This window comes from Nocardia sp. NPDC055029, assembly GCF_053608525.1.
On the sequence record NZ_JBSGVQ010000003.1, the window covers coordinates 224196 to 250217 of the forward strand.

The 26022-nt window shown below is 68.9% G+C and carries 27 protein-coding genes and 1 riboswitch; of the genes, 13 read left to right on the forward strand and 14 right to left on the reverse strand.

Annotation, left to right across the window (positions count from 1 at the left end):
- Positions 1-179 precede the first annotated feature (179 nt).
- Positions 180-1268, forward strand: coding sequence for a glycoside hydrolase family 76 protein (locus tag ACWF9G_RS04430; RefSeq protein WP_452513694.1), 1089 nt, complete (start codon positions 180-182; stop codon positions 1266-1268).
- Between the two features lie 3 nt (positions 1269-1271).
- Here ACWF9G_RS04430 and ACWF9G_RS04435 read toward each other — a convergent pair whose 3' ends face one another.
- Both ACWF9G_RS04435 and ACWF9G_RS04440 read right to left on the reverse strand, forming a co-directional pair.
- Entirely contained in the window at positions 1272-1961 is a 690-nt protein-coding gene (locus tag ACWF9G_RS04435; RefSeq protein WP_379305440.1) for a DedA family protein, read from the reverse strand.
- 4 nt (positions 1962-1965) lie between these two features.
- A complete protein-coding gene (locus ACWF9G_RS04440) occupies positions 1966-2685 on the reverse strand; it encodes a DedA family protein (RefSeq protein WP_379305438.1) in 720 nt (239 codons plus the stop codon).
- 157 nt (positions 2686-2842) lie between these two features.
- Here ACWF9G_RS04440 and fbaA point away from each other — a divergent pair, with 157 nt between their 5' ends.
- Complete coding sequence (gene fbaA / locus ACWF9G_RS04445) at positions 2843-3880, forward strand: class II fructose-bisphosphate aldolase (protein WP_452513617.1); 1038 nt, start codon at positions 2843-2845, stop codon at positions 3878-3880.
- 36 nt (positions 3881-3916) lie between these two features.
- Positions 3917-5035: a BTAD domain-containing putative transcriptional regulator gene (locus tag ACWF9G_RS04450; protein ID WP_452513619.1), complete on the forward strand. Its 1119-nt coding sequence runs from the start codon at positions 3917-3919 to the stop codon at positions 5033-5035.
- A 141-nt stretch (positions 5036-5176) separates the two neighbouring features.
- On the opposite strand, the gene ACWF9G_RS04455 is transcribed toward ACWF9G_RS04450, so the two are convergent.
- Positions 5177-6235: a fused (3R)-hydroxyacyl-ACP dehydratase subunits HadA/HadB gene (locus ACWF9G_RS04455; RefSeq protein ID WP_379305432.1), complete on the reverse strand. Its 1059-nt coding sequence runs from the start codon at positions 6233-6235 to the stop codon at positions 5177-5179.
- Positions 6236-6333: 98 nt separating this feature from the next.
- Positions 6334-7371: an Rv0361 family membrane protein gene (locus ACWF9G_RS04460; RefSeq protein WP_452513622.1), complete on the reverse strand. Its 1038-nt coding sequence runs from the start codon at positions 7369-7371 to the stop codon at positions 6334-6336.
- Positions 7372-9265: 1894 nt separating this feature from the next.
- Between ACWF9G_RS04460 and ACWF9G_RS04465 the strand changes: the two genes are divergently transcribed.
- The 3 genes from ACWF9G_RS04465 (at position 9266) to ACWF9G_RS04475 (ending at position 11220) form a co-directional block, all read left to right on the forward strand.
- The gene (locus tag ACWF9G_RS04465) at positions 9266-9472 is read left to right on the forward strand and encodes a hypothetical protein (RefSeq protein ID WP_379305428.1); all 207 of its coding nucleotides are present in this window, start codon (positions 9266-9268) and stop codon (positions 9470-9472) included.
- 128 nt (positions 9473-9600) lie between these two features.
- Positions 9601-10035, forward strand: a complete 435-nt coding sequence (locus ACWF9G_RS04470; RefSeq protein ID WP_379305426.1) for a DUF3151 domain-containing protein — start codon at positions 9601-9603, stop codon at positions 10033-10035.
- Between the two features lie 18 nt (positions 10036-10053).
- Positions 10054-11220 carry an FUSC family protein gene (locus ACWF9G_RS04475; RefSeq protein WP_379305424.1) on the forward strand — a complete coding sequence of 389 codons (1167 nt, stop codon included), beginning with the start codon at positions 10054-10056 and terminating at the stop codon, positions 11218-11220.
- A gap of 4 nt (positions 11221-11224) precedes the next feature.
- Here ACWF9G_RS04475 and ACWF9G_RS04480 read toward each other — a convergent pair whose 3' ends face one another.
- From ACWF9G_RS04480 to ACWF9G_RS04490, 3 genes are read right to left on the reverse strand one after another with little or no spacing between them, the layout of a single operon-like run.
- The gene (locus ACWF9G_RS04480; RefSeq protein WP_379305422.1) at positions 11225-12079 is read right to left on the reverse strand and encodes a glycosyltransferase family 2 protein; all 855 of its coding nucleotides are present in this window, start codon (positions 12077-12079) and stop codon (positions 11225-11227) included.
- Between the two features lie 43 nt (positions 12080-12122).
- Entirely contained in the window at positions 12123-12911 is a 789-nt protein-coding gene (locus ACWF9G_RS04485; protein WP_452513625.1) for a site-2 protease family protein, read from the reverse strand.
- Positions 12908-13567: a hypothetical protein gene (locus ACWF9G_RS04490; RefSeq protein ID WP_379305418.1), complete on the reverse strand. Its 660-nt coding sequence runs from the start codon at positions 13565-13567 to the stop codon at positions 12908-12910. The genes ACWF9G_RS04485 and ACWF9G_RS04490 overlap by 4 nt, the downstream gene beginning before the upstream one ends.
- 266 nt (positions 13568-13833) lie before the next feature.
- On the opposite strand from ACWF9G_RS04490, the gene ACWF9G_RS04495 reads away from it, so the two are divergent.
- Both ACWF9G_RS04495 and ACWF9G_RS04500 read left to right on the forward strand, forming a co-directional pair.
- A complete protein-coding gene (locus tag ACWF9G_RS04495) occupies positions 13834-15123 on the forward strand; it encodes an adenylosuccinate synthase (RefSeq protein WP_379305416.1) in 1290 nt (429 codons plus the stop codon).
- A 100-nt stretch (positions 15124-15223) separates the two neighbouring features.
- Entirely contained in the window at positions 15224-15517 is a 294-nt protein-coding gene (locus ACWF9G_RS04500; protein ID WP_379305414.1) for a hypothetical protein, read from the forward strand.
- Between the two features lie 22 nt (positions 15518-15539).
- Here the strand turns inward: ACWF9G_RS04500 and ACWF9G_RS04505 are convergent, their stop codons facing one another.
- From ACWF9G_RS04505 to ACWF9G_RS04515, 3 genes are all read right to left on the reverse strand, one after another.
- A complete protein-coding gene (locus ACWF9G_RS04505; protein ID WP_452513628.1) occupies positions 15540-16358 on the reverse strand; it encodes an alpha/beta fold hydrolase in 819 nt (272 codons plus the stop codon).
- Between the two features lie 150 nt (positions 16359-16508).
- Positions 16509-17072, reverse strand: coding sequence for a methylated-DNA--[protein]-cysteine S-methyltransferase (locus ACWF9G_RS04510; RefSeq protein ID WP_379305410.1), 564 nt, complete (start codon positions 17070-17072; stop codon positions 16509-16511).
- A 49-nt stretch (positions 17073-17121) separates the two neighbouring features.
- Positions 17122-17400: a hypothetical protein gene (locus ACWF9G_RS04515; RefSeq protein ID WP_452513630.1), complete on the reverse strand. Its 279-nt coding sequence runs from the start codon at positions 17398-17400 to the stop codon at positions 17122-17124.
- A gap of 61 nt (positions 17401-17461) precedes the next feature.
- On the opposite strand from ACWF9G_RS04515, the gene yczR reads away from it, so the two are divergent.
- Positions 17462-18964, forward strand: coding sequence for a MocR-like transcription factor YczR (gene yczR, locus ACWF9G_RS04520; RefSeq protein WP_379305406.1), 1503 nt, complete (start codon positions 17462-17464; stop codon positions 18962-18964).
- 1 nt (position 18965) lies between these two features.
- Here the strand turns inward: yczR and ACWF9G_RS04525 are convergent, their stop codons facing one another.
- Together ACWF9G_RS04525 and ACWF9G_RS04530 are read right to left on the reverse strand one after the other, a co-directional pair.
- Positions 18966-19331 (reverse strand): hypothetical protein, encoded by a 366-nt coding sequence (locus tag ACWF9G_RS04525; RefSeq protein WP_379305404.1) that lies wholly within the window; start codon positions 19329-19331, stop codon positions 18966-18968.
- Positions 19332-19409: 78 nt separating this feature from the next.
- A complete protein-coding gene (locus ACWF9G_RS04530; protein WP_452513632.1) occupies positions 19410-20507 on the reverse strand; it encodes a CaiB/BaiF CoA transferase family protein in 1098 nt (365 codons plus the stop codon).
- A gap of 125 nt (positions 20508-20632) precedes the next feature.
- Here ACWF9G_RS04530 and ACWF9G_RS04535 point away from each other — a divergent pair, with 125 nt between their 5' ends.
- Complete coding sequence (locus tag ACWF9G_RS04535; protein WP_452513634.1) at positions 20633-21115, forward strand: DUF456 domain-containing protein; 483 nt, start codon at positions 20633-20635, stop codon at positions 21113-21115.
- A gap of 1 nt (position 21116) precedes the next feature.
- Here ACWF9G_RS04535 and ACWF9G_RS04540 read toward each other — a convergent pair whose 3' ends face one another.
- Positions 21117-21983, reverse strand: a complete 867-nt coding sequence (locus ACWF9G_RS04540; protein ID WP_379305398.1) for an amidohydrolase family protein — start codon at positions 21981-21983, stop codon at positions 21117-21119.
- A gap of 129 nt (positions 21984-22112) precedes the next feature.
- Positions 22113-23501 carry an FAD-dependent oxidoreductase gene (locus tag ACWF9G_RS04545; RefSeq protein ID WP_379305396.1) on the reverse strand — a complete coding sequence of 463 codons (1389 nt, stop codon included), beginning with the start codon at positions 23499-23501 and terminating at the stop codon, positions 22113-22115.
- 191 nt (positions 23502-23692) lie between these two features.
- On the opposite strand from ACWF9G_RS04545, the gene ACWF9G_RS04550 reads away from it, so the two are divergent.
- The 3 genes from ACWF9G_RS04550 (at position 23693) to ACWF9G_RS04560 (ending at position 25967) form a co-directional block, all read left to right on the forward strand.
- The gene (locus tag ACWF9G_RS04550; protein WP_379305394.1) at positions 23693-24151 is read left to right on the forward strand and encodes an Rv0361 family membrane protein; all 459 of its coding nucleotides are present in this window, start codon (positions 23693-23695) and stop codon (positions 24149-24151) included.
- 45 nt (positions 24152-24196) lie between these two features.
- Positions 24197-24313, forward strand: a riboswitch (SAM riboswitch).
- An 18-nt stretch (positions 24314-24331) separates the two neighbouring features.
- Positions 24332-24748, forward strand: coding sequence for a rhodanese-like domain-containing protein (locus ACWF9G_RS04555; RefSeq protein WP_379305392.1), 417 nt, complete (start codon positions 24332-24334; stop codon positions 24746-24748).
- A 10-nt stretch (positions 24749-24758) separates the two neighbouring features.
- Positions 24759-25967 carry an O-succinylhomoserine sulfhydrylase gene (locus ACWF9G_RS04560; RefSeq protein WP_452513637.1) on the forward strand — a complete coding sequence of 403 codons (1209 nt, stop codon included), beginning with the start codon at positions 24759-24761 and terminating at the stop codon, positions 25965-25967.
- The last annotated feature ends 55 nt before the right edge of the window (positions 25968-26022 follow it).

Here is a 26022-nt window from a genome sequence, read left to right on the forward strand (position 1 = left end):
GATGTGTGTACCGGCCTGGTTGTGATCGAATCAGCTTCGAATCGGTAACAGAACGGGCGCGAAAACCGGGCGGCAACTGGCACCATGGTCCCATGACCTCGCGCAGCGGCCGGCGCCCACAGCCCACTGATCGCGCCGGATCCGTGCCGACTCCGGCGTTGTGGTCCGAGCGTGCCGACATGGCCGAGTCGGCGATCGTCTCGCGGCACCTGCGCATGCTGTGGGGTTGTCCCGGAACGGAGTTGGGTGTCGTCGGCTGGCCTGCGACCCGGCGCGAGCGCGCGTTCGCCGGCTGGCACTACTGGTGGCAGGCACACCTGCTCGATATCGCGGTCGACGCCGCCAACCGGGTGCCAACCCCCGCGCGCCGCAGGCGCATCGGCGCCATCGCCCGCGCCATCCGCATCCGCAATCTCACCGGCTGGACCAACCGCTACTACGACGACATGGCCTGGCTCGCGATCGCGCTGGAACGCGCCGAGCGCACCCAGGACCTGACCGAGGCCCGCCGCGGCCTGGTCGCGCTCGAGCAGCAGCTCTACGGCGCCTGGGCTCCCGAGACCGGCGGCGGCATCCCGTGGCGGCTCCGCTCCGACTTCTTCAACGCACCGGCCAACGGTCCGGCGGGCATCGCGCTGCTGCGCCTTGGCCGGGTCGAGCGCGCGCAGGAGATGGCCGACTGGCTCGACGCCACCCTGCGCGACCCCGAATCCGGCCTGATCCTCGACGGCATCCACCTGCCGTCGGGCGAAATCGAGCGTCCGGTGTTCAGCTACTGCCAGGGCGTTGTGCTCGGCCTGGAGACCGAACTGGCCGTGCAGACCGACGACGACCGGCACGCCGAGCGGGTCAGCAGGCTGCTGGCCGCGGTCGAGGAGAACATGACCACCCGGCTGGTGATCTCCGGCGGCGGCGGTGGGGACGGCGGCCTGTTCAACGGCATCCTCGCCCGCTACCTGGCGGTCGTCGCCCTGATGCTGCCCGGCGAAGGCAAGCAGCAGGAGGGCGATCGGCGCATCGCGGCGGCCATCGTGAAGGCCTCGGCCACCGCGGCCTGGGCCAACCGCCTCGAGGTGGAGGGCGAGCCGCTGTTCGGGCACGACTGGAGCAAGCCTGCCCGCTTACCCGGCGGCACGGCGGGTGCGGGCAAGTTCACCGCGGGCGGTTCGGTGACCGCCTCCGCCGTGCCGGAACGCGACCTGTCGGTGCAGCTGTCCGGCTGGATGCTGATGGAAGCCGCCTACCAGGTGACCGCCGCGGGGTTGTGACCCTCAGTGGTCGGCGTCGGCCGCCGCCCGATCCAGATCGAAGTCCTCGACCGGCTTGGCCATCTCCTGGCGGTAGTGCCGCAGGCCGAGGATCGTGCCGACGACCAGGCCGACGATCATGATGCCGATCACGGCAGGCATCAGCCAGGGCACCTGCTCGAGGAACTCGCCGGCGTAATAGCCGATCAGCAGCAGAACCGGCGCCCAGATGATCGCGCCGAGGGTGCTGGCGACGGTGTAGCGGCGGTGATCCATCTTGGCAGCGCCCGCCACCATCGGGCACAGCGTGCGCACCCACGGAATCCAGCGCGCGATCAGCACGGCGAAGAAGCCGTGTTTCTCCAGCAGCGCGGTGACCTTCGCCAGATTCCTGGTGTTGATATAGCGGCCGTTCTTGCGCGCGACAAGGTGATGCCCGGTGCGCTGGCCGACGACATACCCCACCTGATTGCCCGCGATCGCGGCCAGCATGGTGCCCACCGACAACGCCCACACCTGGGCCTCGCCGTTGGCATGCGAGGCCATCACGATGCCTGCGGTGATGAGCATGGAGTCACCGGGCAGGAACAGCCCGATGATGAACGCGCACTCCAGGAAGACGAAGACCAGCACCACCGTCCAGACCACGGCGGGGCCTGCCGAGATCAGCGGATCGAAGCTGCCCAGAGCGTGAATCGACGGTACTGCGGTCACGTGATCAGTGCGCCTCGTTCGTCGAAGCGGCCAGCTCGGTGGCGGGCGCGGCCTCGGTGGGCGCGGCGCCGCGACGATCGAGGACCTTCTTACCGACCGTGATGATCGCGGGCAGGATCGAGACGAACACGATCAGCAGGAAGATCGCTTCCACATGGTCGCGAATGAACGGCACATTGCCGAGGAAGTAGCCGATGATCGTGACACCGCCGCCCCAGAGCACGGCGCCGACGATGTCGAACGCCACGTACTTGCGGTAGCTCATCTTCGACACACCCGCCAGCACCGGCATGAACGTGCGCACGATCGGCACGAACCTGGCCAGGATGATCGTCTTGGGGCCGTGCTTCTCGAAGAACTCGTGCGTCTCCACGATGTACTGCTTCTTGAAGAAGCGGCTGTCCTCCTTGCGGAAGATCGCGGGCCCGATCTTACGGCCGATCCAGTACGCGCACTGATCGCCCGCGAAGGCGGTGATGATGACCAGCGGCACGAGCACCCAGATGTTCGGGCTGCCCTGCGCGGCCAGCATGCCGCCGGTGAACAGCAGCGAGTCACCGGGCAGCAACGGGAAGAGCAGGCCGGTCTCGATGAAGACGATCGCCAGGATGGCGGGTAGAACCGCGTTCTTCAGCCAAGTCTCCTGGAGCAGATACAACGGGTCCAGCAACTGGGTCAACGCAAGGTTGTTCGTCACCGCATCGGATACCGCCAGCAAAGTCACGGCCCCCACAGTACCGGTCCGATCTGTGACATGAGTGTCCTGCGGTGTTCGCAGATGCGCGGGGAACAAGCCGGTGAACCCCGCGATCGCTTCCTAACTTAGGGTGTGGCCTGACAGAATTGGTTTTTCGCTTCCCCCACAGACGGAGGTCACTGCTGTGCCTATCGCGACTCCGGAGGTCTACGCCGAGATGCTCGGCCGGGCCAAGGCGCACTCGTTCGCATTCCCGGCTATCAACTGCACCTCGTCGGAGACGATCAACGCCGCGATCAAGGGCTTCGCGGAGGCGGGCAGCGACGGCATCATCCAGTTCTCGACCGGTGGCGCCGAGTTCGCCTCCGGTCTGGGCGTGAAGGACATGGTCACCGGCGCGGTGGCGCTGGCCGAGTTCGCGCACGTGGTCGCCGCCAAGTACGACGTGACCATCGCGCTGCACACCGACCACTGCCCCAAGGACAAGCTGGACACCTACGTGCGTCCGCTGCTCGCGATCTCGCAGGACCGTGTCAACGCGGGCCTGAACCCGCTGTTCCAGTCGCACATGTGGGACGGCTCGGCCATCCCGATCGACGAGAACCTCGAGATCGCCAAGGAGCTGCTCAAGCTCTCGAAGGCCGCCAACATCGTTCTCGAGGTCGAGATCGGCGTCGTCGGCGGTGAAGAGGACGGTGTCGAGGCCGAGATCAACGACAAGCTCTACACCTCGCCCGAGGACTTCGAGAAGACCATCGACGCGCTCGGCGCGGGCGAGAACGGCAAGTACCTGCTGGCCGCCACCTTCGGCAACGTGCACGGTGTGTACAAGCCGGGCAACGTGGTGCTCAAGCCCGAGGTGCTGGCCGAGGGCCAGCGCGTCGCGGCGGCCAAGCTCGGCCTGTCGGCCGACGCGCAGCCGTTCGACTTCGTCTTCCACGGTGGTTCGGGCTCGCTGAAGTCCGAGATCGAGGACTCGCTGCGGTTCGGCGTCGTGAAGATGAACGTCGACACCGACACCCAGTACGCCTTCACCCGCCCGGTCGCCGGTCACATGTTCACCAACTACGACGGTGTCCTGAAGATCGACGGTGAGGTCGGCAACAAGAAGGTCTACGACCCGCGCAGCTACCTGAAGAAGGCCGAGACCTCGATGGCCGATCGCGTCGTCGAGGCCTGCAACGACCTCAATTCGGCCGGTCGTTCGGTGTCGGGTTCCTGATCGGTTTTTCGCAACAATCAAACGGGGCCCGAGCTCATGAGTCTTGATGTCCGTGTGCTCGGGCCCGTTCGACTGCTGGTCGGCGGTGAGCCGGTGGCGGTCGGCGGGCCCAAGCCGCGCGCTCTGCTTGCCGCGCTCACCGTCAATAGGCGGCGCGCGGTGTCTTCTGCCGTGCTGGCCGAGATGGTGTGGAACGAGGATCCGCCGGACTCCTACGCCGCCAGCCTGCAGGTGTTCGTCTCCAACATCCGCAAGGCGCTGCGCAACGCCGGTATCGACTCCGCGCAGGTCCTGCGGACCGAGGGCGCGGGCTACCGGCTCGAAATCCCGGACACCGCCTGTGATCTCGGCCGGTTCGAGAACGCCCGCGAGGCGGGTTCGCGCTGTCTCGAGGTGGGCGACCACCCCGGCGCGGCCAATCTGTTCGGTGTGGCGCTGCGCGAGTGGACCGGCCGGGCACTGTCCGACCTGGCCGGACTGCAGTTCGCCGACGGTTTCGCGACTGCGATGGACGAGGAGCGGCTGCTCGCCGTCTCCGCCCGTGTCGACGCCGAAATCGCCTGTGGGCGCGCCTCTTCGGTGATCGGTGAGCTGGTCTCGATGACCAACGAGCACCCGCTGCGCGAGCCGCTGTGGGGTCAGCTGATCACCGCGCTGTACCTGTCCGGCAGGCAGGCCGACGCGCTCGAGGCATGCAGGCGGGTGCGCAGCGTGCTGGCCGAGGAACTCGGCATCGACCCCGGCGCCGCGCTGATCGAGCTGGAACAGCGGGTGCTGCGGCAGGAGCCGCTTAACTTGGTGGAGGCCAAGCGATCCGAGCAGCTCGCCGCCGCGATGACCGAGACGGTCACCGAGGTGCCGCGCTCGATCCGCAACGGCAACCTGCGCTTCGCCGACGGCCGCACCATCCCGATTCCGCATGGCGGCATCAGGATCGGGCGCATGACGGACAACGAGCTGGTGCTCGACGACCCGAAAGCCAGCCGCTACCACGCGCACATCATGCCGAGCCGCGCCGGACTGCTGATCAAGGATCTGCACTCGGCCAACGGTGTCTACGTGAACGAGGTGCCGATCGACAGTGGTGCGTTGCTGGCCGACGGCGATGTCATCCGGGTCGGCGCAACGGTTTTGACGTTTATCGCCGTTTCGTAGGCGCAGCACGAGCTACCCACAGATCTCGCAAGCACATGGGTAACTCGTGGGGGACGGGCTAACCCCGCTCCGCACGCACCGCCGGCCGCCGACCCAAGGCGACACCTGCCCTGAGTCTGGCCAGAATTCGCGTGGAGGCGGTTAGGTGAGGCGGACGTCGGCGACGGCGCGGCCGAAGAGCTTGCGCCCCTCGGAGATTCCGCTCAGCAGGATCGTGGCGGCGCGGCGTTCCGGGTCGATCGACTTGATCTTGCCGGAGAACTCGATGATGCCCGCTTCGGCCGGGGGGACCGGGACGAAACCGGAGAAGCGGACGGCCAGCTTCTCGATCGCGGTGGGGTCGCCGAGCCAGTCGGTCAGGTACTGGGCGGCCAGGCCCATGGTCAGCAGGCCGTGGGCGACGACGGTCGGCAGGCCCGCCAGTTCGGCGGCGCGGTCGCTGAAGTGGATCGGGTTCGGGTCGCCGGAGACGCCGGCGTAGTTGGCCAGGTCGCCGCGGGTCACCCGGGCGATACCGGCGGGCAGCTCGCCGCCCTTGACCAGGGAGTCGAACTCGGGGGTGGTGTTGACCGGGGCGAACTCGCGCGGCGCGGTAGCCGGTGCGGGGCCGGTGCGGCGGATCAGTGTGTCGGCGGTGTCGAGACCGGCGATGGTGGCCGGACGCGGGTGCATGCTGATGTTCTCGACGGCATCGACGATGCCGGGGTCGACCTCGACGCCACGCCGGGCAACGATGGTGGTCGTGCCCTGCACGGCTGTCTCGCCGTCCTGATTGATCAGCTTGAAGCCGACGTTGATGAAGTCGTTGTCGCTGAACTGGCGGATCGACTCGATATCGATCTCGGTGCTGATCCGGTCGCCCGCCAGCATCGGCCGGTGGATCTCGAAGACCTGGTCGGTCTGCAGGACCTGGGACAGGTCGTACTCGGTGAGCACGGTGTCGAGCAGTGCCCTGGTGGCGCTCATCCCGATCACCGAGGCGAAGGTCGGCGGCGCGACGATGCCCTCGTAGCCGAGCTTGCGCGCGTCGACTTCCTGGTGATGGGCGGGGTGCAGATTCTGCACGGCCCTGGCGAATTCTCGGATCTTCTCGCGGCCGACCTCGTAGTGATCGCGGAACCCGAAGCGCTGGCCGACCAGCGACGCGTCCGGGACCACAGCTTCGATGTCCGGCTGCGACACTGTCTGTACCTTGCTCATGATCCGGAAAATGTTAGTCGAGAATCCAACCGGATGCCCAGTTATGTGTGACCCGTCATAGCAGGCAGGAATGCCCGCTACGACGGGTCGAGGCCGGGTTACGGGGTGCCTGCGGGGTCGCACACCTTCCAGTTGCCGTCGGTGCGCTGCAGGTCGAACGTGCGCGCGGTCCGCTTCGACGGGTCGGCGGAGGTGTACACCGTCGCCTCGGCCAGCGCGGTGTCGCCGGTGACGCGCACCGCATCCACGCTGTCGACGACCGGGATCGAACCACGCTCGGTCGAGAGCTGATGCACGCCGTTGAACTGCTCGGCGGTGATGCCCTGGTAGAACTCGTGCAGCTGACCGCACGTGCTCGACCGCAGGTCATCCAGGTCACCGCTGCGCAGTGCGTCAGCGTAGGCCCCGATCGCCGTACGGACCTGACCCTCGGGCGAGTTGTCGCCGGACATCAATGCCACGACGGTCGCGATCAGGGCGACCACCAGCACCGCGGCGCCGCCCGCGGCCAGCAGCCAGCGCTTCGAGCTCGCGGCGGCCTTCGGGTCCTCGGCCACCGCGACCGGTGGCGCGTCGAACCGCTGCGGCGGTGGGACCGGCCGCGGGCCGTCCTGCTGACCAGCCCACCCGGTCGAGGGCTGCTGACCCGGGCCGCCCGGTGACTGCTGGCCTCGGCCCGGTCCGTCCTGCTGGCCCGGCCGTCCGCCTGACGGCTGTTGGCCCTGCCGTGGGCCGTCCGGTGACTGCTGCCCTCGGCCCGGCCCGTCTTGCTGACCCGGCTGGCCGCCCGGCTGGCCCGGCCGCGGGCCGTCCGGCGGCGCGACCTGGCGCTTGCCCTCGGCCAGCTGCTGCGCGGGGCGCGTCGGCTGGATATCGGCGGGCGAGGGAGCCGACGCCGGCTTCGGCGGAACACTCGGCCCACGCGGCGGCGACGGCTGCGTCTCCTCGACCCCGGGTCCGTGCGGCCCACTCGGACCCTGATGCCCCGCCTGTCGCGGCCCTGCGGGCCCACGCGGCGTATTCGGCGGCGGCGTCATCGGCCTGCCACCGGCGGGCGGCACCACTCGATCCGTCGGCCGCTGGATCGGCATGGCCGTCGTCGGCGCATCCGCCGCATCGACCACCCGCATCACCATGGTCTGATCCTCGGACGGGGGAACTTCGCCCCCGCCCTTCTTCACCAGCGAGCTCGCCCCAGCGGCTGCCGCTACCCCAGCAGCTGCCGCCGCGGCCGCGGCAGCACCCGGCCGCACGCCGGACTTGTCGCCCGGCCCGGCCTGCCGTGCACCCGGCCCGGCCTGCCCTGCGCCCGGGTTGCCACCCGGCCCGGTGCGGTCGGCGCCCGGCTTGTCGCCTGCTGCACGCCCCGGCGTTCCGGTCTGGAACTTCTCGGTCGTATCCGCGTCAGCGGGTGAACCACCCTTGCCGACGACAACTCCGGAGACCGTGGGTGCATCCGCATCCGCGCCGCCGTCAGCTCCGCCCGAGCCGCGAGTCCTCGAATCGTCGCCGCCATCGGTCGACCTGTAGCCTGCGCCGGTCGAATCCTGGCGATTCGCGTCGCGTCCCGACTCGGCGTCCGCAGCACCCGCACCGGTCGCGGAGCCTGTGGTCGCTGCCGCGGTGCCCCTGTCCGCCGTGTCACCCGTGGCCGACGCGGAGGCATCCGCTGCTTCGGTGGTGCCAGCCGCGGCAGCACCCGCTGATGCGGCGGCCGTGCGGTCCGCAGGGCCTTCGTTCGAAGCCGGACGATCCGCGGTAGCAGATGTGTCGTCGGCCGAGGTGCCGTCAGGTGCTGCACCTGTTGTGGCAGCACCGGCGAGCGCCGCACCCGCTGCTGCACCTGCGGCGGCGGATGCCTTGCCGGACTTCGCAGCCGACGTCGACGGACGGTCGACCTGGCTCATGCCGGCCGTCGGGATATCCGCTTGCGCGGCTTTCGACTGAGCGCTCGAAATCTTCGCGGTGACGTCGTTCGTCGAATCACCCTGAGCTGCAGATGCTTTCTGACCAGGGATGGGCATCGCGGTGGTCGGCGCATCAGGGCTCGCGGGGTCGACAGGGCGATCGCCCTGACGGCCTGTGCTCTCCGAACTCGCCTGCTCGGAACGGTCCCCGCCGGGCAGACCCTGCGACAGTCCAGCCAACGGCGAGGCGGCCGCGGCATTCGAGCCCTGGTCCTGCGCGGAGTTCTGCGCGCCACGCCCCTGGTCGCCGACCCGACCCGCAGCGGGCACTTGCCCGCCGACGTCCTGCGATCCCGCGACAGCAGAGCCCGCTCCCGGTCCGCCTGCTCGCGGCGCACCTTCCGGCCTGTCGACCGGCCGCTGCCCGGCGCCCTGCGATCCACCGGAGGCGTAGCCGCCACCCGAACGCTGCTGCCCACCAGGCGCGTTGCCCGCGCCCGCACCTGGCCCGCCCTGGGGCCGCGGTCCGACAGGGGCGTTGCTACCACCCGGATGCTGTTGTCCACCAGGCGCGTTGCCCGCGCTCGCGCCTGGCCCACCCTGCGGCCGCAGTCCGTTAGGTGCGTTGCCGACACCTGAAGGCCGTTGTCCGCCCGGCACATTGCCGGGGCGCCCACCCGGCTGTGGCCCACCGGGCCCGCCTTGGGGACGTGGTCCGCCGGGGCCGAGGGGCTGTCGCCCACCAGGCGCAGTGCCTTGACCGGACGGCTGTCCGCCAGGCGAGTTGCCGGACGGCTGCCCGCCAGGCGAGTTGCCGGACGGCTGCCCGCCAGGCGAGTTGCCTGGGCCGTGCGGCGAGTCGGGACCGCTCTGGGGGCGTGAACCAGCCTGCGGCGTCCCGGGTCGGCCCGTTGGCTGTTGGCCGGGAGCGCTGCCCGGTCGCGAGGCTTGCTGTCCACCCGCGGCATTCCCCGATCGACCGACGGGCTGGGCGCGGCGGGGTGGTGCCGGAGGGTGCTGGGGTGCGTTGCCGGGGTGACCCGCCTGCTGCGGCGCGCCGGGACCGCTCTGGGACCGCGGTCCGCCGGGCGCGCCCGCGGCACCCGGCAGCTCACCGCGCCGGATGACGACCGTCTCCGCGGTCCCCCCTGCGGTCGGGGTGACGGTCGCCCTGCCCGGTTCGGTGACCGCTTCCGGGGTCGACTTGGGTGCGCCGGTCGGCGGCGCGGTGCTCGACGAATCGGCGCCACGCTGGGCGCTCGGCCCGGTCGCGCCGGGGTCGGCAGGCTCGGCTGCCGGGTTGTTCTCGTCGGTCGGGTCGGACACCTAGTACCCCTCGCTCAGGCTCGAACGTTGCCACTCCTGCGTCAGCCTAATGCGCGCCGCGCGGGGGAGTTCGCCGATCGCCCCGCGGCGGGCCGGGCGACGTCGTTCGGCGGCTCGGTGCACAATGAACCCATGACCTCCTTCGGTGACCTGCTCGGACCGCAGCCGGTCCTCCTTCCCGAATTGATCGACGCCGAAGACGCCATCGCGGCGGGCACCGACCCGGTCAAGGTCGCCGCCGACCACCCGGCCGCGTCCATCGCCTGGGCCCAGCTCGCCGAGAACTCGCTGCAGCGCGCCGGCGGCGAGGTCAATCACGACACTGTCGCCGCGTACGCGTTCGCCCGCACCGGCTACCACCGTGGCCTCGACCTGTTGCGCCGCAACGGCTGGAAGGGTTTCGGCCCGGTCCCGTGGAACCACGAGCCGAACCAGGGCTTCCTGCGCAGCGTCGGCGCGCTGGCCAGGGCCGCGAAGACGATCGGCGAGACCGAAGAGTACGCCCGCTGCCTCGATCTGCTCGAAGACTGCGATCCGCGCGCGGCCGCCGAACTCGGCCTGGACTGAGTCGTGGCCGATTCGTAGGTGAGCGATTCCCACTCCGTCGTCGCCGCGGCGTCCCCGGTAGTAGCGGCCGCTAAAACCAGCACCGTCGATCGCTTCAAGGCGTCCTCGGTGCGGCTGCGGCTGTCGGCGATCCCGATCATCCAGTGCTCGCTCGGTGCGGCGCTGGCCTGGTTCATCGCGCACAACATCCTCGGCCATCCCGAGCCGTTCTTCGCGCCGACGGCGGCGGTCGTCTCCATCGGCATCTCCTTCGGTGCCCGCGTCCGCCGGTCGGTGGAGCTGGTGGTCGGCGTCGCCGTCGGCATCGGCATCGGTGACCTGTTCATCGCGCAGGTCGGTACCGGTGTCTGGCAGGTGGGACTGGTCGTCGCGTGCGCGATGGCGTGCGCGGTGTTCCTGGACGGTGGTTCGATCATCTCGATCCAGGCGGCGGGCTCGGCGGTGCTGGTCTCCACGCTGAGCCAGGCCGCCGGGGCGGGACCGAGCCGCATGATCGACGCGCTGGTCGGCGGCCTCGTCGGCGTGCTGATGGTCGGGCTGATCCCCTTGCACCCGGTGCGCCGGGCTCGCGAACACGCGGCCGACGTGCTGTCGGTGATGAGTAAATCCATGATCACCTGTGCCGACGGCCTGCTCGAGCAGGACTCGGCCAAGGTGCACGACGCGCTGTCGGCGGTGCGCGCCACCCAGGGCCAGATCGATGCGCTGCGTTCGGCGCTGGCGGGCGGCCGTGAGGTCAGCCGGATCTCGCCGCTGTACTGGAACTCCCGCCAGCGGCTCGCCCGCATCCATTCGGCGGCGGATCCGCTCGACAACGCCGTCCGCAATACCCGTGTGCTGCTGCGCCGTTCACTCACCCTGGTCCGCGACGACGAGGTGCTCGACCCGCGCCTGATCGACCTGGTCAACCAGCTGGGCAATGCCACCGACGTGGTCCGCAAGATGATGCTGGCCGACCCCGGCGAGCAGCCGGATCAGGCCGAGGCCACCCGCGCACTGCGCAGTGTCGCCAAGAACGCCCGCCCGGAACTGGTTGCCGGGGCGGGCCTTTCGGCGCATGTGGTGTTCGCCCAGATCAGGTCGATCGTGGTGGATCTGATGGTGGTGTGCGGGATGCAGCGCATCTCGGCGATGGCGCTGCTCCCGCCTACCGTGCCCAATCCGTATGTGACGCCGGAGGAATGAGGGTTCAGTCGCCGACGGGGGAGACCCGGGGACGGCCCGGCCGCAGCGAGAACCGCTTGCGATCGAAGTCCCACACCCGGTAGATCGGCCACTGCGAGGTGTGCATCAGCCAGGCGCCGGTGATCACGGCGCGGTGGAAGGGCACCACGGTGTAGCCCTGATTGGCGATGGTCTGCAGGCCGCGCAGCTGGTACGTCCACCAGACGCTCGGCGGGGTCTTGCGGCGGCGCGCTGAGATCTCGGCCCGTAGCTGCGGCAGCTGGTCGATGCGCAGCTTCGCCTTGGTCAGGCACAGCGCCAGGTCGAGGTCTTCGTGCAGGTCGCGCCGGGTGGTGGTGGCTTCCTGGACCTGCTGCCAGGCGCTGCGCCGGATCGCCATGTTCGCGCCGTGCACATTGCCGACGGGCTGATGCTTGATCAGGCCGAGGCGCTCCTGCCCACCGATGACGGCCGCGAGGAAGAAGCCGATCGGGGAGTCGTGGTAGGTACTGATGCCGGTCACCGCCATGGTGTCCGGATGCGCGTCGAGGTGCGCGCGCACGGTGGCGCCCCAGTCGGGCCCGACGAGGGTGTCGGCGTCGATGCGGCCGATGTAGTCGCCGCGGGACTTGTCGAAGCCGGTATTGCGCGCGTGCGCGACGCCAGGATCCGGCTCCTCCAGCAATTCGATCTTGGGGTGGCGGATGGCGAGTTCGGCGACGATCTCGCGGGTGCCGTCGGTGCTGCCGTTGTCGACGACGACGATCTCGTCGACGGCGTCCTGGCCGATTAGGCGTTCCAGGCAGGCGGTGATGCAGGAAGCTTCGTCCAGCGTCGGGATGACGACGGACAGGACTACGGGCGATTCGGTGGGGCCCATATGCGTTTCCGTTCCAGAGTCGTGACTGACCCGCGACAGGCTATCAACGCCAGAAACGAGTCATGTGGCCGCCGTAGGCAGCCCAACCCTCTGGTACCCCGGAAAGTTCGAACAAAGCGTAAACGCCGTTGAAGAAAACCTGGCTCAGCGGTGTGAAAAAGATGACAGCGAAGAGAATCAGCATGCCGTACGGCTTGAACTGGTCGAGCGCCCTGCGGGTCTCGTAACTCAGCGACGGCTCGATGATGCCGTATCCGTCCAGGCCCGGCACCGGCAGAATGTTCAGCAGAAATGCCGTGATCTGCAGGAACGCAAGAAAACTGAGCCCGACCCAGAACGCCGCGTGCTCCTGGACCGACCCGAACACCCGCACGATCACGAGCAGCACCACCGCGCACAGCGCGTTGGACGCCGGACCGACAGCGCTCACCAACCGCTGCACACTCGACCGGAACCGGGTGGTGTCCACATACACCGCGCCACCGGGCAGACCGATTCCGCCAAGGGCGATAAACACGAGCGGCAGGCCGATCGACAGCACCGGATGGCTGTACTTGAGTGGATTCAGGGTGAGGTAGCCCCGCACTTCCACTTCGTGATCGCCCGCCCGCCACGCGACGTAGGCGTGCGCGAATTCGTGCAGGCACAGACTGATGATCCAGCCGAACACCACGAGGATGAACACGCCGAACTTGGCTCGCACCGACTGGATGTCGGCATCCCAGGCCAGCGCGCCACCGGCCACGGTGATCAGCACGATGAGCAGGAAGACCGGGCTGGGACGGACGGCGTTGTGGCCGGTGCGCCTGCCCGGCGTGAAGGAATAGGTCATCGCACCAAGAGCCAGGGTTGTTCGAATCGGTAGAAGGTCGAGCGCGGCACCTTGCGTTCGGTGGTGATGCCGTCCCTGGTGACGATCGCGCCCGGAGTGCCGAGCTGCGCGGCGCGCCCGGACACCCAGGTGCGCTTGCGGAAGCCCTTGCGCACGCGCGCGCGGACCCCGGGCATCGTCATGGTCGGCGAGATCAGCATCGTCGCCACGGTGCCGCTGAACAGCAGGGTGTCGTCGACGTAGGCCTCACCCTCCAGCGCGGCGCCGTCGATGCCGGTGATGCTGGCCCGGCCGACGAGCACGGTGCCGGTGTCGTCGCGGATCAGCGGGGTCTCGATCGCGCGGCCGTCGATCGCGATCTTCGCGGCGGCGTTACCGGTAGCGGTCTGATAGACCCGCGCGGCGTAGGTCGTCTCGACCGGCACGAATCCCACCTCGACGTGCAGCCGTTCGGTGCGCATCAGATGGGTGAGCACGGCGGCGAGGCCGGCGTCGGAGCCGAGCACGATCAACCGCGGCAGGCTGTCGGCGGCCAGCACGGGCAGCAATTCGTCGATGACGGCGACGTCGGGCAGCGGGCCGGTCTGGGTGGTCGGTAGCGAGGCGAGCGCGATCGGGACCGGTATGTCACCACATCGGAGAACGTGGGTACTCAAACTGCGGTACACCCTCCTCGGTACGGCCGACGGTGTGTCGCCCACAAGCACACGGCAAAACCCCCTGCCGGCAAGTAACGGTAGCCGATCCTGGCGTCGGCGAGGGCCGGGGGGCGGCACGCTCGGGCAGGGCACGTCGAGGGTCCCTGATCAGGCGTCGGCTAGACTGTGTCTCCGGCCACCGCCTCAGTGACTGGACGCGCAGCGTCCTACGGCAGGTAGCTGCAGTACACAGTGTGCTGCTGTCGATCTGTAGGAGACGCGAAATGCCGGCAATCGTCCTCATCGGCGCCCAGTGGGGCGACGAGGGCAAGGGCAAAGCTACCGACCTGCTCGGTGAGCGGTTGCAGTGGGTCGTCCGTTATCAGGGCGGCAACAACGCGGGCCACACGGTGGTCCTCCCCAACGGTGACAAGTTCGCTCTGCACCTGATCCCGTCCGGCATCCTCACCCCGGGCGTCAAGAACGTCATCGGCAACGGTGTCGTCGTCGACCCGGGTGTGCTGCTCGACGAGCTCGCCGGTCTGGAAGAGCGCGGAGTCGACACCTCCGGCCTGCTGCTCTCCGCCGACGCGCACCTGATCATGCCGTACCACGTTGCCATCGATAAGGTCGCCGAGCGCTTCCTCGGCAGCCGCAAGATCGGTACGACCGGCCGCGGCATCGGCCCCTGCTACCAGGACAAGGTCGCCCGCGTCGGCGTCCGCGTCGCCGACGTGCTGGACGAGAAGATCCTCACCCAGAAGGTCGAAGCCGCACTGGAGTTCAAGAACCAGGTGCTGGTGAAGATCTACAACCGCCGCGCGCTCGACCCGCAGCAGGTGGTGGACGAGGTGCTCGAGCAGGCCGAGTCGTTCAAGCACCGCATCTCCGACACCCGCCTCGAGCTGAACCTGGCGCTCGAGCGCGGCGACACGATCCTGCTGGAAGGCTCGCAGGGCACCCTGCTCGACGTCGACCACGGCACCTACCCGTTCGTCACCTCGTCGAACCCGACCTCCGGCGGCGCCGCGGTCGGTTCGGGCATCGGCCCGAACAAGATCGACACGGTGCTCGGCATCCTCAAGTGCTACACCACCCGCGTCGGCTCCGGCCCGTTCCCGACCGAGCTGTTCGACAACTTCGGCGAGTTCCTGGCCAAGAACGGCGGCGAGGTGGGCGTCACCACCGGTCGTGCCCGTCGCTGTGGCTGGTTCGACGCGGTGATCAGCCGTTACGCCACCCGCGTCAACGGCATCACCGACTACTTCCTCACCAAGCTCGACGTGCTGTCGGGTCTGGACACCGTGCCGATCTGCGTCGCCTACGAGATCGACGGCGAGCGGGTCGAGCAGATGCCGACCACCCAGACCGAGTTCCACCACGCCAAGCCCATCTACGAGGAGATGCCCGGCTGGTGGGAGGACATCTCGCACGCCCGCACCTTCGAGGAGCTGCCCGCCACCGCGCAGGCCTACGTGCTGCGGCTCGAAGAGCTGTCGGGCGCGCGGATCTCGTGCATCGGCGTCGGCCCCGGCCGCGACCAGACCATCGTCCGCCACGACGTGCTGGGCTGAGTTTCCTTCGCGAACTGCCCCTTCCCGGTTTCGGAGAGGGGCAGTTTCGCTGGTTCAGGGCCCGGGGTACCGTCGAAGCGGTTCCGGACGGAGGTGGCTGATGGCGATGCGTGCAGGTCTGGCCCTGTCGGCGCTGCTCACCCTCGCCGTCCTGCCCGGCTGTAGTTCGCCCGACGAACCGACCCCGCCGCCCAGCCCGTCACCGGTGAGCTCGGTGCTCCCGCCAGCCCAGACACTCACCCCCTCCCAGCAGCGCAACGAGCGAATCCGCGGGATGCTCTACACGGCGGGTTGCACCAGCAACGCCTGCGTCCAGACCTACTTCGCCTGCATGGACGGTTACCTCACCGGCGATCCCTGCCAGTTCTACCGGGACCACCCGCCACCACCCTGACCGCCGCTGCGCTCAGCGTGGATCATCGTGTGCGGGTGAGGAATTCGCCGATCGCGGGGGCGAGGATCGAGACCTTCGGGTTGTGGCTGACGCCGGGCAGCTCGGCGAACTTCGCGTTCGGCAGGACCTCGGCGGCGGCCTTGGCGCCCTTGGTGAGCATCGGGGCGGTGCGGTCGCCCGCGAGGACGAGCACCGGAACGGTGACACCGCTCCACTCCGTGGCGTCGAGCTTCTTGCCGCGCATGTACGGCTTCATCACGGCCCAGTCGTGGGCGGTCGAATTGGCCGTCGCGGCAAGGGCTTTCCAGAACGGGGTCACGCGCATCGCGGTGACCATCAGCCAGGGCATACCCATCGCCTTGGTCATGTAGTAGCGGACCGTCTTGTTGCGGTTGTCCGCGGCGATCAACGGATGCAGCTTGGCCTCCAGATCCTTCGGCGGCACATGGTCTTTCGGGTCGACCACGAACGGCGGCTCGAAGGCGACCACCTCGGTCACGCCCGGCACCTCGGCCGCGGCAAGCAGCGCGAGCGCGGCGCCGGACGACCAGCCGAACAGCGCGGCCTTCCCGCCGGCGGCCTCGACCAGCGCGGCGATATCGGCGATCTCGTTGGCCACGTCGTACACGCCGGGGGAGTCGGCGCTGTCACCGCGCCCGCGCCGGTCGTAGTTCAGCACCGTCAGGTCGAAGTCGGCGGCCAGCGTCTTGGCGAGCTCGACCATGGTCGCGAACTCGCGGTAGCTGAACGCGCCGCCGATCAGGATGACCGTCCCCGCCGTGCCGTCCCCGACCCGGTCGTAGGCGATCGTGGTGCCGTCGGCCGACGTCACAGTCTGCATTGTGGTTCCTCTCGATACGGGCCGTGTGACCACCGGACTCGACGTTACGCGATCGGGTTCGGTGCAGGTCGGCACGGGTTTACGCCGTGGCGATGCCTGGGCTATCCGTACAGACGGTGCACGCCGCGAGGATTCATCGGTCCTCGAGGATCAGAACAGCGTCGGCTCACCGAAGCCGGGAGTCCGCTCGATCTCCAGCAGCCGCGCCTTGGTGCCGATCCCGCCCGGCGCCGAGAAACCGTGCAGCGCGTGATCGGCGGCGAGAACCCGGTGACAGGGGATGATCAGCGGAACAGGGTTGCGCCCCAGCGCCTGCCCGACGGCTTGGGCCGAGCCCGGCGCGCCGAGGCGGGTGGCGATGTCGCCGTAGCTCAGCGTGTGGCCGGGGTCGATCTCGCGGGTCACGGCATAGACGGCGCGGTAGAACTCGGGCACACCGCGCAGGTCGACGTCGATCCAGCGCAACGGGTCGACCGTGCCCGCCAGATGGGTACGAATCCCCGCGATCGCCGCGGTGATCGCGGGCCCTGGTTCGTCCTCGACCACCGGCACGCCGCCCAGTGGCCTGGTGATCCGGGCCAGCGTCTCCTCCTCGCTCGCCTCGGGTAACTGGAACCGCACGACGGTCTCGCCGTGCCAGGCGATCGCGCACAGGCCGATCGCCGTGTCGAACAGTGCCGCGGCAACCGGTTCGGTCCTGGTTCCGGAACTCATGATCACAGTGTGCGCCGACCCGGTGACAGATTCCGGCCCGCCCCTGCGCTCACGCGGCGAGCGGCCCGCGCTCGCCGGATTCGAGAGGTCCAGTTTTCGACAACTGGACTGGACTGCCTCCGTCGACCGCCGGTGACGCCGACTCGTCCTCGTGCACCCGCACCGCATCGAGATCGCGGAACAGGCGCTGGTCATCGTAGGTGCCGAAAGCCCTGTCGTGCGGCAGATATTGGAACGGCCAGAACGGCAATTCCCCTCGTTTCGGCGAGAAGTGATAGACGGCGTACCCGAAGGCGGTGGCGACGGCGAGGGCGAGGAAAGTGGTCATGTCGTAAGAATCCTCCGACTGGCCTTGCTCATAAATATCCACTTACGGAATACTGGACTTCATGGCGACAAGAGTGATCGGTGCATCCGGCCTGGCCCGCGACCTCGGCCGGTGGCGTGACCCCGAAACCGGCGGCGATTCCCCCGAGCGTCGCCCGCATCGCCCCGCCTATCTGGCCCTGGCCGAGGCGATCCGGCTGCTGATCCACGACGGCCGCGCCCCGCTCGGCGTCGCCCTGCCCAGCGAGCGCGATCTGGCCACCACCCTCGGCGTCAGCCGCACCACCATCACTTCGACGTACTCGCTGCTGCGCGAGCACGGCTACCTGATCAGCCGCCAGGGCTCCCGCAGCACGGTGGCGCTGCCGCCGGCCATCCAGCACGACGGCTCCAAGCCGACCCGCGGGATCATGGCGCTGATGGCCCAGCCCGAACTGCCGACCATCGACATGACCTACGCGGCGATGTCGGCCCCGCCGGAATTGCACGAGGCGTATTCGACCGCACTGCAAGGCATTCCGGCCTACCTCGGCACGCACGGCATGGACCCGGTCGGCGTGGTCGCCCTGCGCGAGGCGCTGGCCCGCCGCTACACCGCCCGCGGCCTGCCCACCGAGCCCGAACAGATCCTGGTGACGCTCGGCGCCCAGCACGGGCTCCGGCTGCTGCTCAACGTCCTCACCTCACCCGCCGCGCGCGTGCTGATCGAGCACCCCACCTACCCGAACGCGATCGAGGCGATCCGCGATGTCGGCGCCCGCCCCATCCCGCTCCCGCTGCGGCCCGAATTCCCGCACGCCGGTTGGGATCTCGACGGCCTGCGCAGCACAGCCAGGCAGACCGCGGCGACGCTGGCCTACCTGGTCCCCGATTTCAACAACCCCACCGGCCTGCTGCTCGACGCCGACGGCCGCGCCGAACTGGCCGCCATCGCCCGCGACACCAGGATGACCGTCGTCGTCGACGAATCGATGAGCGATCTGAACCTGTCCGGCGAGACCATGCCGCCACCGGTCGCCGCGTTCGCGAAGGGCTCGGAGATCATCACCATCGGTTCGGCGTCGAAGTCGTTCTGGGGTGGTCTGCGGGTCGGCTGGATCCGCACCAATCAGGCGCTGATCACCAAGCTTCTCGGCATCCGCGCCACCGTCGACCTCGGCACCCCGGTGATGGACCAGCTGGCCACCGTCCACCTGCTGGAGAACGCCGAACCCATCCTCGACCGCCGCCGCGAGCAGCTGCGCACCCAGCGCGCCGCCCTGCTCGACGCCGTCGCCGAAGACCTCCCCGGCTGGTACATCGCCCCCGGCGCGGGCGGCATGTCGGTCTGGGCCCAGCTCCCGAGCCCCGTCTCCACCGCACTCGCCGCCACCGCACCCAACCACGGCGTACTACTCGCCGCCGGACCACGTTTCGGCGTCCAGGGCGCCTTCGAACGCTTCCTGCGCCTGCCCTTCACCCACCCCGAACCGGAGCTGCGCCTGGCTGTGAAGTCCATCGCCGCCGCCTACGAAGCTCTCACCCCGCGCGCCGCCGATCCGCTGCAACCGCTCACCTGCTACTGAGTCAGCCGAATCCGCACGGGTGGGAGCCGGCCGACGCGGAGGCGGGTCGCACGGTCTCGTAGCCCGCGCCGAGCATGAACAGCATCGAGATCAGGACGGCGACCGTGGTGAGCGGCACCGCGACGGCGCTGCGCGCGGACGGATACCGGAACAGCAGCACCAACAGGCACATCAGCGAGATGGTGCTGGCCAGTAGCAGTCCGGCCGCGAGGCCGTTGAGCGCGCTGACCGCCGCGGGCACCGGGGACTCACTGCGGCAACGGGATTCGATGAGCCGGGTCTTGCGGTCGTCGAGCATTCCTTCGGCCAGGGTGAAAGCGAGCAGCGCGGCACCGAAGGTGGTGACCGCGATGAGCGCGGCGAGCACCTTCGGTGGCCGGTGGCCGGTGCGGGTCCGTGGCTTGTCGTCGATAGCCGATAAGACTACCGACGACAGGCAGGCAAATCAGTCAACCCAGACCGTGTCGATCGGTGTCGTTTCCGACGGCGGCGGTGTCGGCACGCCACCGGGAGTGCGGGAGAACCGCGGCGCAGGCGCGTGCTGGACGACGCCCTCGATATCGATCAGGCCGGTACGGGCCACGATGTGCGGATTCTGCTCGGCCTCGGTGAAGGTCAGCACCGGAGTGGTGCAGGCGTCGGTGCCGTCGAAGATCGCGGCCCACTCGTCGCGGGTCTTGGTCTTGAACTTGTCCGCGAACAGCTTGCGCAGCTGCTCCTGGCCGTTCGGATCGATCTGCATAGGCAGACCCTCCGGGTCGATCTCCAGCCCGGCCAGCAGCTCGGCGTAGAACTGCGGCTCGATCGCGCCGACAGCCATGTACTTGCCGTCGGCCGTCTCGTAGGTGTCGTAGAACGCCATGCCGGTGTCGAGCAGGTTGGTGCCGCGCTCGTCGGACCACAGGCCGACCCCGCGCATGCCCCAGATCATGTGCGACAGGGCGAGCGCCCCATCGATCATCGCGGCGTCGATGACCTGGCCCTTGCCGGAGCTCTGCCGCTCGACCAGCGCGGCGAGCACGCCGAACACCAGGAACATCGAGCCGCCACCGAAGTCGCCGACCATGTTCAGCGGCGGCACCGGCCGCTCACCCTTGCGGCCGATGGCGTTGAGCACGCCGGTCAGAGAGATGTAGTTGATGTCGTGGCCCGCGCGATCGGCGAGCGGGCCGTGCTGGCCCCAGCCGGTCATCCGGCCGTAGACCAGGCGCGGGTTGCGGGCGAGCGCGTCGTCGGGGCCGAGGCCCATGCGCTCGGTGACGCCGGGACGGAAGCCCTCGAGCAGCACGTCGGCCTTCTCGACCAGGTCGAGGATCTTGGCGACGTCGGCGGGATCCTTGAGATTCGCTTCGACAATGGTCCGGCCACGCCACTGCGGCCGCTCCATGAATCCTGGCATCATGCCGGGGCGCTGCACGCGGACCACGTCGGCGCCGAGGTCGGCCAGCAGTAGCGCGGCATGGGGGCCGGGCCCGATGCCGGCCAGCTCGATGACCTTGATCCCCGCGAGGGGGCCCTGCTTGGCGTTGGTGGACTCGCTCACACCTGACCTCTGTTCATCGTCGAACGGTATTGACAGTCTGACAATAGCGTCGGGATGGCGGCCCGGGTAGGGCATGGGCGAGAATTCCGGTGGCGCGACTCGGCGCCACAATGGGAGGACCCGTAGTGAGCGTGTGGGGTGAGGTCATCATAGGCCTCGTCATTCTGGTCGGTCTCGTCGGCGTGATCGTGCCGATTCTGCCCGGCGTCATCCTGATCTTCGCCGCGATCGCGGTGTGGGCCTTCATGACCGGCGGCGCCGAGGCCTGGACGGTGCTCGCGATCGCCACGGTCGCGCTCGGCATCTCGGGCGTCGTGAAATACACCTGGCCGGGCAGGCGGATGCGCGAGGCGGGAGTGTCGAACCGGGCGCTGCTGGTCGGCGCGATCCTCGGCGTCGTCGGGTTCTTCGTCATCCCGATCGTCGGCCTGTTCATCGGCTTCGTGCTCGGCGTCTACCTGGCCGAGCTGTACCGCTTGAAGACCAACCAGCTGGCCTGGCCCGCGACGGTGCACGCGCTCAAGGGCGTCGGGCTGTCGATGCTGGTCGAGCTGCTCGGTGCGCTGGTCGCCGCCGGTGTGTGGCTGACCGGCTCGATCCTGGCCTGACCTACTCGATGACCGGCAGCGGGCGGGTGTGCTCGCCGGCGCCGGGCAGCTGGTTGCGTGGAATCGGCACGGTCGGATTGTCGGTGCGCCGGATCGGCATCGTCGGTATCGGGTCGGTCACCGCGCGCTCCACGGCGGGCAGCCGGTAGGCCTCGCGCGCGTTGTCCTCGAGCACCGCGTGCAGATCGGCGCCGACGACCTGGCAGATCAGGTCGACATCGGCGTCCTCGAACGGCCTGCCCGCGCGGGTGCCGGGCAGGTCGGTGCCGAACATGAGCGCCCCGGGATTGACCGCGTGGATGCGGCGCAGCGTCTCGGCCACGTCCATGTCGACCCGGCCGAAACCGGTCGCCTTCACCCTGGCGCCGCGATCCACCAGATCGAGCAGATAGGGCAGACCCTCCTCGGACATGCCGAGGTGGTCGATCGAGAGCGCGGGCAGCTTGGAGATGACCGGCTGCAACGAGGCCAGCATCTGCCCGTCGATGTAGAGCTCCACGTGCCAGCCGGCCAGCTCGTGCGCGCGCAGCGCCTGCAGGGTCATCTCGGTGATGTCGGCGGCGGCGCGTTTGAGGTTGAACCGCAGGGCGCGCACGCCGGCGCGGTCCAGTTCGATGATCTCGTCGTCGGTGGCATCCAGATCCAGCCGGGTGACCCCGACCCAGCCGTCCCCGAGTTCGGCCAGCGCGGCCTTCAGGTACGACTGGTCGGAACCCTGGAACGACGCGCTGACCACCGCACCACCGCGAACATCGAAGTGCGCCATGCGCTTTCGATAGGCGGCGATGGTGTAGGGGTCAGGCAGGTAGCCTTCGTTCTCGATCAGCGGGAACCGCGGATCGATGATGTGGACGTGGGCATCGAACACTTGTACAGAATGCCTCGAGTTCGGCGGATTGGAACAGTCCGGCCCCTGTGACAGTGGCCGTAGAACAGAAAAGCCGGTGGGTTGCAGGACGTGGCGTCCTGTCACCCACCGGCCTCTGGGAGTCCGATCCTAGACCTTGTTCGGCTCGGAGGCGCGCAGCATGTCCTCGCGCTCAACGACCTTCACGCGCTCACGGCCTTCGGGCTCGCCGAGGGCGCGCTCGTGCGCGTCGAGGCGGTACCAGCCCGCCCACGTGGTGAACGGGATGCCCTTGCCCTCGAGGAACGTGGTGACCGCGTCCAGCTCGGGCTGCGGCGCCGGGGCGAAGTCCTTGGCGTCGTCGAGCAGGCAGGCGATGGTCTCGTTGGCGTCGCCCTTGGTGTGGCCGATGAGGCCGACCGGGCCGCGCTTGATCCAGCCGGTCACGTAGGTGGCGGGCATGAAACGGTCCGAGCCCTCGGCGGTCTCGTCGGAGATCACGCGACCGGCCTCGTTGGGCACGGTGCCCGCCTGGTCGTCGAACGGCAGCTGGGTGACGTTCTGCGACAGGTAGCCCACGGCGCGGTAGATCGCCTGGACATCCCACTGCTTGAACTCGCCGGTGCCCTTGACGTTGCCGGTGCCGTCGAGCTGGGTGCGCTCGGTCTTGAGACCGACGACCTTGCCGTCCTCTCCAATGACCTCGGCCGGGGATTCGAAGAAGTGCAGGAACAGCTTGTGCGGGCGGCCGCCATGATCGCGGATGGCCCACTGCTCCAAGGTGTTGGCGACCATGTCGACCTGCTTGGAGTTACGACGCGCGGCCTCGGAGCCCTCGTCGTAGTCGATGTCCTCGGGGTTGACGATGACCTCGATCGTCGGCGAGTGATCCAGTTCGCGCAGCTCCAACGGCGTGAACTTGGCCTGGGCGGGGCCACGACGTCCGAAGACGTGGACCTCGACGGCCTTGTTCTCCTTGAGCCCCTTGTAGACGTTCGGCGGGATCTCGGTCGGCAGCAGCTCGTCACCGGTCTTGGCCAGCACGCGCGCCACATCCAGGGCGACGTTGCCGACGCCCAGGACGGCGACCTTCTCCGCGTCCAGCGGCCACGAGCGCGGCACATCCGGGTGCCCGTCGTACCAGGAGACGAAGTCGGCGGCACCGTAGGAACCGTCGAGGTCGATACCAGGGATCGGCAGGGCGCGGTCGGCGTTGGCGCCGGTGGAGAAGATCACCGCGTCGTAGAACTGACGCAGGTCGTCCAGGGTGATGTCGGTGCCGTAGTCGATGTTGCCGAGCAGCCGCACCTGCTCTTTGTCGAGGACCTTGTGCAGGGCGGTGATGATGCCCTTGATGCGCGGGTGGTCGGGGGCGACGCCGTAGCGGATCAGGCCGAAGGGCGCGGGCATGCGCTCGTAGAGGTCGATGCTCACGTCGGCATCGGACTTCATCAAGGCGTCGGCGGCGTAGATACCGGCCGGTCCTGCGCCCACGATCGCAATGCGGAGCGGGCGGGTCGCTGCACTCTGTTCGGTCATTTTCTACGCGCACCCTTTGGTCGAGAACTGTTGACGGCGTCAATTTAGCTTAGGCTAAGTTGGCGATCCGGCGGCTGGCAGCTGCCTTCGACGTCGGCGGCAGGCCGCATTCGAAGGCGATTCTATCTGCGGCGTTGTAGCCACCCGGCGCGCGGTGTGGTTGCCCGCGCCCGGTCTGTCAGGATTACAGCATGAACGAGGAACAATCAGGCTCGGAAGACCAGCCCATCGTGGTGGATCAGACCGACAAGCGTTCCGTCGTCCCGTTCGTAGCGGCCGCGGTGATCGCGGTGATCGTGCTCATCGGCATCGTGCTCGGCGGGCTGCTCTCACCCGCTGAGAAAAATGTCACAGAGGCCGACCGGCTCACGGCCGCTGTCTCCAACTATATCGACGCGCGCTCGCGCAGTGAGCTGCGCCCGCCGCCCGGTGTCGCGTGCCCCGGCTTCGACGAGGAGAAATCCGGCCTCTCCGAGCGGCTCGGCGGCCCGAAATCGGCCGTGGCGATCGACAAGAAGGGTTTCGACAAGGCGACCGTCAACGGCGACCGGGCCAAGATCGACGCCACCGTGCAGATCGGCGACAAGTCGTCCACCAGCACCTGGAATCTGACCAGGGTCGACGGCGCCTGGCTGGTCTGCACGCCATGAACCGTTTGACACGGTGACCTGTGCCGGGGCAATCTCAGATCGCAAGGTCATGAGTACCAGCCCCAAGCCCCGGCTCGCTGGTCGGCAACCCTCCTCCGCGGTGGGGTGCTCCGGGTGACGACCTGGCCGTGCGCCGGACAACCGCCACGGCAAGAGCGGATTCACGCAGGAGGTTTCGACATGACTTACGCCGGCGACATCACCCCTGAGAAGGCGTGGGAGATCCTGGCCGAGCACCCCGGCGCGGTGCTGGTCGACGTGCGCACCGAGGGCGAGTGGGCGCACATCGGCATCCCCGACACCAGCTCCATCGAGCGCCCGGCCCACTTCATCGAGTGGGTCGACGGCACCGGAACCCGCAACCCGAACTTCGGCGCCGAGCTCGAGCAGGCGCTGGCCGGGCGGCCGGACGAAGCGCCCGTGGTGTTCCTGTGTCGCTCCGGTCAGCGCTCCATCGGCGCCGCGACCGTGGCGACCGCGGCGGGCATCGCCCCGTCCTACAACGTGCTCGACGGTTTCGAGGGCGGCCCCGACGCGTTCGGGCAGCGCGGCAGCACCGGTTGGCGCGCGGTCGGCCTGCCGTGGCGTCAGGCATAAGGAGAAACGCATGATCACCGGTGGTTCGTTCGACAAGCCACTGCCCGAGGGCGTCGGCCCAGCCACCCTCGGCGTCCGCGGCGGCCTGCGCCGCTCCGGCTTCGAGGAGACCTCCGAGGCGCTGTATCTGACCTCGGGATTCGTCTACGAGAGCGCCGAGGCCGCCGAGGCCTCGTTCACCGGCGAGGTCGAGCACTTCGTCTACTCCCGCTACGGCAACCCGACGGTGTCGATGTTCGAGGAGCGCATCCGGCTGCTCGACGGCGCCGAGGCCGCGTTCGCGACCGCCTCGGGCATGTCCGCGGTGTTCACCGCGCTCGGCGCGCTGCTGAAGGCGGGCGATCGCCTCGTCGCCGCGCGGAGCCTGTTCGGCTCCTGCTTCGTGGTGTGCAACGAGATCCTGCCGCGCTGGGGTGTCGAGACCGTCTTCGTCGACGGTGACGACCTCGAGCAGTGGGAGCAGGCGCTCTCGGTGCCCACCCAGGCCGTGTTCTTCGAGACCCCGGCCAACCCGATGCAGACCCTCGTCGACGTCCGCAAGGTCACCGAGCTCGCCCACGCCGCAGGCGCGAAGGTGGTGCTGGACAACGTCTTCGCCACCCCGCTGCTGCAGCGCGGCTTCGAACTCGGCGCCGACGTGGTCGTCTACTCCGGCACCAAGCACATCGACGGCCAGGGCCGCGTCCTCGGCGGCGCCATCCTCGGCGCCCAGGACTACATCGACGGCCCCGTCAAGAACCTGATGCGCCACACCGGCCCCGCCCTGAGCCCGTTCAACGCCTGGACCCTGCTCAAAGGCCTGGAGACGATGCCGCTGCGCGTGCGCCAGTCCACCGAATCCGCCCTGAAGGTCGCCCAGTTCCTGGAGACCAGCGAGTCGGTCAACTGGGTGAAGTACCCCTTCCTGGAATCCCACCCCCAACACGCCCTCGCCACCTCCCAGATGTCCGGCGGCGGCACCGTCGTCACCTTCGAACTGGCAGGCGACGACGGCAAAAAGCGCGCCTTCGAGGTCCTGAACCGCCTCCGCATCATCGACATCTCCAACAACCTCGGCGACGCGAAAACCCTCATCACCCACCCCGCCACGACCACCCACCGCGCGATGGGCCCCGAGGGTCGTGCCTCCATCGGCCTCTCCGACGGCGTGGTCCGCATCTCGGTCGGCCTCGAAGACATCGAAGACCTCCTCGGCGACCTCGACCACGCCCTGAGTTAGCTCACGAATGGCCCGCCGAGTCAGCTTGTCGAAATCCGGCGGGCCATCCCTCTTC

Coding starts and splice junctions, on each gene's coding strand:
- ACWF9G_RS04430 (WP_452513694.1), top strand. CDS start 180: ATGGCCGAGTCGGCGATCGTCTCGCGGCACCTGCGCATGCTGTGGGGT.
- ACWF9G_RS04450 (WP_452513619.1), top strand. CDS start 3,917: ATGAGTCTTGATGTCCGTGTGCTCGGGCCCGTTCGACTGCTGGTCGGC.
- ACWF9G_RS04455 (WP_379305432.1), bottom strand. CDS start 6,235: ATGAGCAAGGTACAGACAGTGTCGCAGCCGGACATCGAAGCTGTGGTC.
- ACWF9G_RS04460 (WP_452513622.1), bottom strand. CDS start 7,371: ATGGTGATGCGGGTGGTCGATGCGGCGGATGCGCCGACGACGGCCATG.
- ACWF9G_RS04465 (WP_379305428.1), top strand. CDS start 9,266: ATGACGACCGTCTCCGCGGTCCCCCCTGCGGTCGGGGTGACGGTCGCC.
- ACWF9G_RS04470 (WP_379305426.1), top strand. CDS start 9,601: ATGACCTCCTTCGGTGACCTGCTCGGACCGCAGCCGGTCCTCCTTCCC.
- ACWF9G_RS04480 (WP_379305422.1), bottom strand. CDS start 12,079: ATGGGCCCCACCGAATCGCCCGTAGTCCTGTCCGTCGTCATCCCGACG.
- ACWF9G_RS04485 (WP_452513625.1), bottom strand. CDS start 12,911: ATGACCTATTCCTTCACGCCGGGCAGGCGCACCGGCCACAACGCCGTC.
- ACWF9G_RS04495 (WP_379305416.1), top strand. CDS start 13,834: ATGCCGGCAATCGTCCTCATCGGCGCCCAGTGGGGCGACGAGGGCAAG.
- ACWF9G_RS04500 (WP_379305414.1), top strand. CDS start 15,224: ATGGCGATGCGTGCAGGTCTGGCCCTGTCGGCGCTGCTCACCCTCGCC.
- ACWF9G_RS04505 (WP_452513628.1), bottom strand. CDS start 16,358: ATGCAGACTGTGACGTCGGCCGACGGCACCACGATCGCCTACGACCGG.
- ACWF9G_RS04510 (WP_379305410.1), bottom strand. CDS start 17,072: ATGAGTTCCGGAACCAGGACCGAACCGGTTGCCGCGGCACTGTTCGAC.
- ACWF9G_RS04515 (WP_452513630.1), bottom strand. CDS start 17,400: ATGACCACTTTCCTCGCCCTCGCCGTCGCCACCGCCTTCGGGTACGCC.
- yczR (WP_379305406.1), top strand. CDS start 17,462: ATGGCGACAAGAGTGATCGGTGCATCCGGCCTGGCCCGCGACCTCGGC.
- ACWF9G_RS04545 (WP_379305396.1), bottom strand. CDS start 23,501: ATGACCGAACAGAGTGCAGCGACCCGCCCGCTCCGCATTGCGATCGTG.
- ACWF9G_RS04550 (WP_379305394.1), top strand. CDS start 23,693: ATGAACGAGGAACAATCAGGCTCGGAAGACCAGCCCATCGTGGTGGAT.
- ACWF9G_RS04555 (WP_379305392.1), top strand. CDS start 24,332: ATGACTTACGCCGGCGACATCACCCCTGAGAAGGCGTGGGAGATCCTG.
- ACWF9G_RS04560 (WP_452513637.1), top strand. CDS start 24,759: ATGATCACCGGTGGTTCGTTCGACAAGCCACTGCCCGAGGGCGTCGGC.